This window comes from Priestia veravalensis (assembly GCF_001457055.1).
Lineage (GTDB): Bacteria > Bacillota > Bacilli > Bacillales > Bacillaceae_H > Priestia > Priestia flexa.
The window spans coordinates 1-9,046 of record NZ_KQ758723.1; the positions used below are offsets into that span (position 1 = coordinate 1).

Here is a 9,046-nt window from a genome sequence, read left to right on the forward strand (position 1 = left end):
CAAATTACATTCTACAAGATAGGTGCCCTTTTTTGTATGCTTTTTTTGGATTTTATTGGTTAATCAACACGCATGAAAGAGTACAAAAAAACATCTGTATCCGTTAATGTTGAAAGTACGACCAAACAACAGAGCGAGGTATACAGATGCATTCCCATTCTATCAAGGTTTTACTCGATTTACCAGAGTTAAATGTATGTGCTATTCAAAAAGAAAAAGATCAAGTGCTCATTGAAGTGACACCGATTGATTCTATACAACCATGTCCTGTTTGTGCATCGGCGCAAACGATTCGTCGTGGCACGGCATATCAACGAAAAGTACGTCACCTCGCTGCGTTTGGGAAGCGAGTATATTTACTTCTGCCCGCAATCCGTTTAACATGCAAAGATTGTCATGCCCATTTTGTGTGGCATTACGACTGTGTTGCGCCAAAAAAGCGCTATACAAAGGCATTTGAAGCCACGTTACCGAAACAAGCGATAGGAGCGACGATTGCCCATGCGGCGCGCCTCTCTGAAACACCACCAACAACGGTTCACCGTGTTGTACGTCAATGGATGGCAGTGGAGTCGGCTCGCGTTCAAAGACGATGCGCACAACAGGCTAAAGTGAGTACGGGTCTTGTACTGGGTATCGATGACTTTGCAATTCGTAAAGGACATCGCTATAACACCGGCTTACACGATTTACGTGGTGGCACGTTTTTAGATGTCATCCCAGGTCGTACGATTGCAGAATTACAGGATTATTATCAAGCGCAGCCGATTTGGCAGACACTTAACCCCGTCGCTGTCGTCATGGATTTAGCGCAAGGCTATCATACATTCGTAAAAGAAATGGATCCAAATGCCATTCGAATTGCCGATCGTTTTCACGTCAATCGTTACGTAACGGATACCTTACAAACTATGCGAAAACAGGTTCAAAAGAGCCTTTCTCCCTGTGCGAAAGCCGATTTAAAACAACACTTCCGTATTCTTGGTAAACGTCATGACCAGCTCACAAGAGACGAAATGGTGAGTTTAAAACGACTGCTTGGTTATGCGAAATTACTTCGCCAAGTGTATGAATGGAAAGAAGCCTTCATTGCTTGGTATGACTGCAGTCCATCGTATAGCCTTGCCAAAAAAGGTTACGAAAGATGGCTGGCGCAAGGAAAAGCAATTGACCATCCGATTGTAGAAATCTGTTTAAAAACGATGCACAATTGGCAAGAAGAAATCTGTAATTATCATCAATTGCGTTTTACGAATGCATCGGTTGAAGGAAAAAATAATAAAATCAAGGCTCTGCAGCGTCGTCACTATTTCACTCGCAATCCGGAGTGCTATAAGCAACACATTTTATTGGAGTGCAATGAAGAATGGATTCAATACGGCTACGGCTCTTAGTCAAGAACATGTTTTGATAAAGAGCCATTTTATTAGTATCTAAAATTTGACCAAAAGTAGGTTCATTTTGTTTCATCCATAGAACTTCTTCTTCATTATTGAATGAAACCGGTATTTGACCACCTTTAAAATTTAAAATAAGTTCAGTCAAAGGTTCTTCTAATACTTTGTTTTGAATGATATATGCAGTTCCTAAAGTCGGATGGCCCGCAAAAGGAACCTCTTCATTTGGTGTAAAAATTCGAACATCATAACCACCATCATTTTTTGAATCTGACAAAATAAAAGTAGTTTCAGAATAATTAACTTCTTTGGCTATTTACTGCATTTCATTATCGGAAATATTCCCAGCGTTTTTAAAAACTGCAAGTGGATTTCCCGTATATTTACCTTCTGAAAACACATCAACAATAGAATAATTCATTTTCTCCATAAGACCGTCCCTCATTTACTTTTTAAATTTTAACCAACATACCAATTATTTCATTTTAATTGAAAGAATTAAAGACAATATTTGTTACCCCATTTGTTCAAGAAAAAAGAGATCACTTTATTAAGTAATCCCCCCATTCGTTAAATATAATATTTCACAATCTCACTTATATGTTAAATATGAATATCCAGTTTTTTAAAGGGTGTTGCTCAATTAAATGGCCCTTATCTGGAATAACATGACAAACTCCTTAAAACAAATATAAGGTTTTTTCTTGTTGTGGCTACTGTCAAAAAGCATACTTTTACGGACGGTGTGTGCTGTAATCTTAATAAATTGATATTAAGGTAGCCCTTAAAATAATTAAGAATAAAAAAGCTAAGTTTCTTATTCATAGGATTAAGAAACTTAGCTTTTTTTTATCTAGATACTTTTATAACTGTACCATTTACATTAATTGCTTTGATTTTTGATAAATCTAAAGGAGAAGAAGATAGAAATTTAGCTTTAACGCTTTTATTATCACTAAAGTTTTGTAACGAATCGAGTGATTGAATGCTGCCATTATTCATTTTAACACTCACTTTTATGTTATCAGTGTCTTTAAAATGCCCTTTTCCGTATAGCGTTACACCTAGTGATGAAAGAGTGATTTTAGTTGCTTCCCAGCTGCCAAAGCCTTCATTAAAGCTCAGACTTTTTTCGCTTTCTACAGAATGCAATTTAAATGTAGTACTCCAATCACCCTTTGTATAGTTACCATTAGATACAAGGTCTCCCATAAGCTTTAACTTACTAAGATCTTTACTATTCACATCAAAAATATATTCTACGTAGTTATTTCCGTAAACAGTTTCCCCTGATTTATCTACTCCATAAGAGATGTTAGAAGAAGCATTTATCTTCTTTCCGGAAGGATCAACTAAATAAAAATCTCCATGGCTATCTATATCTTCATCGGACCACTTTGTTTGAACGTGAAGTTGACCATTCACAAATCCAATATTTGATACATGCATAAATTTTATTTTTGGCAGAGAAAGAATGGTTTCGTTAGGCTTTAAGATTTCTATACTTTCTCCCGTGTCGAGTTGGTCAGTAATTTCCCCACCTCCTCCGGATGTACTATCTGCGCTAAGAGAGATTGTATCTACATTTTTATTCTTTAGCTCCGACAGATTAGTATCTATCTTGATTCGCTCATGCTTATGCTTTTGGCTAAGGAAAGAGCTTATTCGCAATTTGATTTTTTTATTATTAAAGTTTGTGCCTCCATTTGCTTGAATTCGTAATGTGGCTGTATTTGTACCTTTATCGTAGTCAACAATTTGGCTATTAAACATATGCCCGTCAGTTAATGTGTAATCATAAAGATCCAGCGTTTTATCAAGGCGATTACCTGTTAAATCTTGCATCGTAACGTAAATAACAGCCATTTCGTCATCGTTCATCGCACCTATAACCTTCATTTTTATTCCGTTATCTTCACTAGTGGTTTCAATAGGTTGAAGAAACAAGGCAATGTCGGGACTAACAAGAGATAGTAAGTGGTTGAAGCTTGGAAATGTCGCTGCTCCTACACCTGCGGAACCTATAAGGAATAAAGCTGCGGCAGCCGGAAATACAATTGCTTTTTTAAACGTTCTTCTTGGTTGCTCTGATTTAGCCTTTTCTACACCGAGTTTGGCTCTTATATGTAATTCTTTTGGGATTTCAATTTGTTCAAGTTCTTCTTTTAGTTTATTCTTCATAAATACCCACGCCTTTCACTTGTTTACGAAGTTTAGCTAAAGCACGATATAAAATAGATTTAGCCGTGCCTAAGGGAATGGTTAATGTCTCAGCTATTTCCCTAAAAGAATAGCCTTCATAAAATCGTAAAATAATAACACTTTTCTCATCTTCATTTAGTTCTTCCACTAATTGATGAAGGGATATTGTAAGGGGGATATCTTCGATGTCTGAACCAATGATCTCTTCATATTCTGGATGTAATTGAACGACCTTGCTATTCTTTCTTAGATGATCGATTGCACACCTAATGGTAATCCTGATTAACCATGTCTTAAAGTATTCCGGCTTTTTTAATGTATCTATGTTTTTAAAAGAACGGTATGCTACTTCTTGAACCACATCCAAGGCGTCGTCCTTATTTTTGACATATACATAAGCCATCCGATAAATATCTTGTTCATATGTCTGAAAAAGCTTCAAAAAAGCTTTATCATTACCTTTTTGAGCTTTTTTAACTATCCTAATAATTGAAATCCTTCCTCTCTGCTTTTTCCTTTTATACTTATTAGACAATGTTAATTGGAATTTGGCTTAAATTTTTATAAAAAAGAAGAGAACAAATAATTAGTAATTGTTGTTTCTTTCGTCAGGAGTGAATGTCATAAGAAGTTTTCAACTGTTTTTTAATTGAAGGTTTTGTGACTAAGAGAATACTATAGCGTAGAAAAGAATAAAAATGACCGAATTAAACAAAATACGTTAAAAAATACTTAAATTAACTTTGAGGAGATAAGCCAGATTATATTTCAATTATGGCCTGGCTTATCTATTTAAAAAATAACATTATCTTTTGATAAATATTTTTTACTCAAAGTAAGAGAAAAAAAGAAAATATAAAAACCTTTTTATAAAATACTTCGTCTAAGAATAAGAAAGGAGAGGCAGAAGTGAAAGAACTGACGGTAGAATGGATACACGTACAAGACAAAGAGCTAGTTATAGATGAAATTATGGATCGATATGGACAAGAAATCTTGCAGCTGGCGTACTCATATGTCAACAGCGTAGCCATTGCAGAAGATTTGACACAGGATATTTTTATAAAATGCTACAAAAACCTTCATAGGTACAGTGGTAAAGCCAAGTTTCGAACGTGGTTATGGCGAATTGCAATTAATCATTGCAAAGACTTCTTGAGACGCTGGTACAACAAAAACACGGTATCGACGACCGACTATTTCTCGAGTTGTATTAATGAGAAAGAAAATACAGAACAAGCTGTCATCCAGCAGGAAGAAGACTGCGAGCTAATGTCAGCTGTTATGAAGCTACCCACTAAGTATAAAGAAGTGATTTACCTCTTTTATTATGAGGAGTTACTGATTAAAGACATTGCGTTAATAACCGAAGTAGGAACGAATACAGTAAAAACGAGATTGAGACGTGCAAAAGCACTTTTTGATAAGTGAAGAATCGTAGCATAGCCCAGTAAGTAGATGTACCGTATTTTTACATTAATTATATATATTTTTCCGCACGAGCATATGTATAAAACGTGCACTTTTTATACATCGAATAAAGGTTGACTCCATTCACAGATGCTTGTCAAATCAAGGATGTATAAAAAGCTGCATAAACCATAAATTCAAAAAGCAAACGAGCCCTTGTTTACCAAGGACTCATTTTTTTGATGTGTACCGGAAAGAGACATTATGTTAACTAAAAGTGTATGGAGTACATATAAAAAAGCTTTATATTTTAGTTATTAAATTCTAGTTGACGGATAAAGAGGCGAGTGTTAAATTGGTTTAAATATCCAAAATAGGAGTGGGGATTTATATGGTTAATGATACAGCAATGGAAAGAGCCAAGCTTACAAAAACGGCAGTAATAGATACTCGTACTTTGGAGAATTCTCACAAGAGATTAGCAGAGTTACTAAAACCCGGAATGACTGTACTTGATGTCGGCTGTGGTACAGGGGCAATAACTTCGGGAATTGCAGAGTTAGTCGGTCCAAATGCTCGCGTAGTCGGTGTTGATAATAACCCAATTTTAATAGAAAAAGCACGTCAGACTTATAAAGATCTTCCAGGGCTATCTTTTGAAATTGCTGATATCTATAATCTCCCTTTTTATGGTGAATTTGATATTGTTACTTCTGCAAGAGTTCTTCAATGGTTATCAAAACCTAAAGATGCTTTAAATCAAATGATTCAGTCTACAAAAGAGAACGGTCGGGTTTTAGTTCTTGATTATAATCATACAAAAATATCTTGGGAACCAGAGATTCCTGAAACGATGAAATCCTTCTACAAAGCTTTTTTACAGTGGCGTTCTGATGCAGGTATGGACAATGAAATAGCCGATCACCTTCAACATATATTTAAGGATGCTGGACTTACAAATATAAAAATAACTCAGCAAAATGAAAACACGAAACAAGATGACCACGATTTTCATGATCATATTACAATTTGGGCTAACGTAGCTCAAATTAAGGGAAAACAAATGATGGAAGATGGAGCAATCACAGAGGATAAGTTAGAACAGTCTCAAAGAGATTTTTCGGAATGGATAAAAGGGTGTGCAAAATCTCAAACAATGTACTTATTAGCAATAGAAGGTACTGTGAATAGAGAACTTAACTAAATAATCTTTTAAAAAGCCTTTGTAATCTCCAAAGGCTTTGTAGGGATTCCTAGAACGTGTTTTATGGTAACTAATTTTCTGTATCATATATAGCTTAAAGTAGTATTTCACTAAAGGATATTCAAAAGTTAAATAGAATTAATCTATTTGGATCTCATTGAATGCAAAAGGGGAGAAATATATGTTTGAAGAAAAGGTAGGGATCATTACAGGTGGGACTTCGGGGATTGGCTTAGCTACAGCCGAATTATTAGCAAAAGAGGGCATGCATGTCGTCCTAGCCTCTCGAAGTGCTGAAAAGGGAGAGGAAGCCCTTTCTATAATAAAAAAGTGGTCACCTAATTCTATTTTTATTAAAACTGATGTTACGATTAGTGAGGATGTCAAGAATCTTGTTAGTCAAACATATTCTACATTTGGTAAGATAGATATTGGCTTTAATAATGCAGCTAATACAGAGGCTTCATCTGCTGCTACTCATCAGTTTAAGGAAGAAGACTTTGATCATTTAATTAATGTTACCTTAAAGAGTGTATGGCTTTGTATGAAGTATCAGCTGCAAGTAATGACAAAACAAAATAATGGTGCCATCGTGAATACATCCTCAATGGATGCTCTCTTATGTTCGGCAGGAACTGGGGTTTATGCTGCTGGAAAAAGTGGCGTTATCGCATTAACGAAATCAGTTGCTCAAGAATATGGCCATCAAAATATAAGAATTAATTCTCTTTGTCCAGGTGCATTTCGTACATCTATGCTGGAAGAAAAATTTTCAACTTTGTCTCCAGAAGAAAAGGTAAAACTAGATGAATCATATAAAAGCTTAAATGCCTTAGGGAGAATTGGTGATCCATACGAAGCAGCAAAAACAGTGAAATGGTTACTTTCTGATGATGCATCTTTTGTTACGGGTCAAAACATTATTGTAGATGGTGGAATTGGGTTTAAATTTACATAACCTTATAGAACTAACAATGCAGCTTATTACTACTGATAAAAGCTACATTATGTTAACTGAATTTTTATATAGCAAACATCGATAAAATAAAAAAAGACCCTGAATTATATTCAGGGCTCTCTTTCACGTACCTATATTAATAAGCTGAAAGGAACTAAATAGTTATTGTTTTTCTTCATCAGGTTTTAAAAGGGAAACAGATGTAATTGTACCGTCTATAAACTCTGCTTTTGCTTTTTTGTTTAGCTTCTTCAATTGTTAAAGCGACCATACTTGAATGTATGGGGTATAGCTACATTATTTATAAAGGGAGGGCTGGTGCAAGCTTCATACTCTATGTTTCTAGTGAGTGATTTTTGGACCAGAACTAGTAATCCTATGTACATAAATTGAAGTATTTAGGTTTTTAATCTTCCCAAACCTCATTCATTAAATCTTCAATTTCTTTCTGCAGTTTTTTTGTTTTGCTTTTATCAATCTTAATTTTATCTCCCGTAATATAAATCACATCTCCGACCTGTGCATTCTTAGGGAAAATATCTGTAGGATAATCCTTTGTTTTGCCTTCAATTTCAACAACGGTATATCCATCTTCAAATCGATCAATAATACCTTTTATCTTTTCCATAATTACCTCGATTTTTTAACAGAATAAGATGTTCCATCACCTGTGATAATAATTGTACCATTTTGGTCTGTTCGTAAGATACTTGCTTTAGAATTCTTTAGTAAGTTTACAACTTGAGAAGTAGGGTGACCATAGCTGTTTTTACCGACACTGATGACCGCATATTTAGGTTTTACAACATCTAAGAAGGTCTTACTTGTAGACGTTTTGGCACCATGGTGGCCTACTTTAAGCACATCTGCGCGTAGTGTTTTCTTTGCCTTAATCATGTCTGCTTCTGCTTTTATTTCAGCATCCCCTGTAAATAAAAATGTATTCTTTTTATAAGCCATATGGATAACAGCACTCCAGTCATTTAAATCACTGTTAGCATACGTTTTGGTAGGACCTACAATTTGAGCATTTACATCTTTAACAGGTAGCTTTAATCCTGCTTGCGCTGTTTTGATTTTCAATTTTTTCTTGTTAACTGCATTTAAAAAGTCTTTGTAAGCTTGTGTATTATGACTTACTTTAGGTGCATAAACATTTTCCACTTTAAATGCATTAATGATTTCATCTAATCCACCAATATGATCAGCATCAGGATGAGTAGAGATTAGTACTTCTATATCATCAACTTTTTGTTTCCTTAAATAACTTACAACGGTATTCCCTTTTCCTTTATTTCCACCGTCAATAACAATGTCCTCACCATTCGGAGCTTTAATATAGATGCTATCTCCTTGACCCACATCAATGTAATGCACTTTAACGGTTTTAGATGTTGCAGCGTATGACGAAGCAGGAGCTACAGTAACCCCTATTCCTATAGCGAGAGAAGAAATAATCTTTATAACATGACTTTTCATTGTTCCATCCCCTTCTAACGAATATATTTTTATTTGTTGTTCCTTTATAGCAAAGTTAATTTTACTACATGAAATCAGCTATTAACATAAATTTTTTTAAATATTTTACTTATAAATATGAAAAAAGTCATGTTATATATAAAATAAAATAACATTATAGAGGTAATTAGTAATGAAATGTACTATTTCAAGAATGAAGCGAAGTTGACCTCATGATTATGATGCTAGACTAAAAAGTAGACACAGATTGTTATAATAAAAATAAAAACTATAACGAGGTGTCGAGATGCCAAGAGGTACTGGTAAAAGATATGATGAAGCATTTAAAAAAGAAACAGTAAAGTATATTGCAGAAAACAACAAGTCTGTGGCTCAAGTAGCTAGAGAAATGGATGT

10 protein-coding genes are annotated in these 9,046 nt (G+C 34.7%); 4 read left to right on the plus strand and 6 right to left on the minus strand.

Annotated elements, in window-relative coordinates:
- Positions 1–146 precede the first annotated feature (146 nt).
- The gene (locus tag AS180_RS20155; RefSeq protein WP_062687414.1) at positions 147–1,394 is read left to right on the plus strand and encodes an ISL3 family transposase; all 1,248 of its coding nucleotides are present in this window, start codon (positions 147–149) and stop codon (positions 1,392–1,394) included.
- Here AS180_RS20155 and AS180_RS23710 read toward each other — a convergent pair.
- The 4 genes from AS180_RS23710 to AS180_RS20170 form a co-directional block, all read right to left on the minus strand.
- Positions 1,312–1,713 (minus strand): PhzF family phenazine biosynthesis protein, encoded by a 402-nt coding sequence (locus AS180_RS23710; protein WP_226373008.1) that lies wholly within the window; start codon positions 1,711–1,713, stop codon positions 1,312–1,314. The two genes, AS180_RS20155 and AS180_RS23710, sit on opposite strands and share 83 nt — an antisense overlap.
- Positions 1,714–1,827, minus strand: coding sequence for a PhzF family phenazine biosynthesis protein (locus tag AS180_RS23715; protein WP_226373006.1), 114 nt, complete (start codon positions 1,825–1,827; stop codon positions 1,714–1,716). It lies immediately after the preceding gene.
- A 419-nt stretch (positions 1,828–2,246) separates the two neighbouring features.
- Positions 2,247–3,578 (minus strand): DUF4179 domain-containing protein, encoded by a 1,332-nt coding sequence (locus AS180_RS20165; RefSeq protein WP_025908573.1) that lies wholly within the window; start codon positions 3,576–3,578, stop codon positions 2,247–2,249.
- Positions 3,568–4,134: an RNA polymerase sigma factor gene (locus tag AS180_RS20170; protein ID WP_226373007.1), complete on the minus strand. Its 567-nt coding sequence runs from the start codon at positions 4,132–4,134 to the stop codon at positions 3,568–3,570. The genes AS180_RS20165 and AS180_RS20170 overlap by 11 nt, the downstream gene beginning before the upstream one ends.
- A gap of 374 nt (positions 4,135–4,508) precedes the next feature.
- Between AS180_RS20170 and AS180_RS20175 the strand changes: the two genes are divergently transcribed.
- From AS180_RS20175 to AS180_RS20185, 3 genes are all read left to right on the plus strand, one after another.
- Complete coding sequence (locus AS180_RS20175) at positions 4,509–5,030, plus strand: sigma-70 family RNA polymerase sigma factor (protein ID WP_025908575.1); 522 nt, start codon at positions 4,509–4,511, stop codon at positions 5,028–5,030.
- A gap of 358 nt (positions 5,031–5,388) precedes the next feature.
- Positions 5,389–6,213 carry a methyltransferase domain-containing protein gene (locus tag AS180_RS20180; RefSeq protein ID WP_258954146.1) on the plus strand — a complete coding sequence of 275 codons (825 nt, stop codon included), beginning with the start codon at positions 5,389–5,391 and terminating at the stop codon, positions 6,211–6,213.
- A 181-nt stretch (positions 6,214–6,394) separates the two neighbouring features.
- Complete coding sequence (locus AS180_RS20185) at positions 6,395–7,171, plus strand: SDR family NAD(P)-dependent oxidoreductase (protein ID WP_025908577.1); 777 nt, start codon at positions 6,395–6,397, stop codon at positions 7,169–7,171.
- Positions 7,172–7,577: 406 nt separating this feature from the next.
- On the opposite strand, the gene AS180_RS20190 is transcribed toward AS180_RS20185, so the two are convergent.
- Both AS180_RS20190 and AS180_RS20195 read right to left on the minus strand, forming a co-directional pair.
- Entirely contained in the window at positions 7,578–7,799 is a 222-nt protein-coding gene (locus AS180_RS20190) for a DUF3006 domain-containing protein (protein WP_025908578.1), read from the minus strand.
- 2 nt (positions 7,800–7,801) lie between these two features.
- Entirely contained in the window at positions 7,802–8,650 is an 849-nt protein-coding gene (locus AS180_RS20195) for a ComEC/Rec2 family competence protein (RefSeq protein WP_025908579.1), read from the minus strand.
- Positions 8,651–9,046 lie beyond the last annotated feature (396 nt).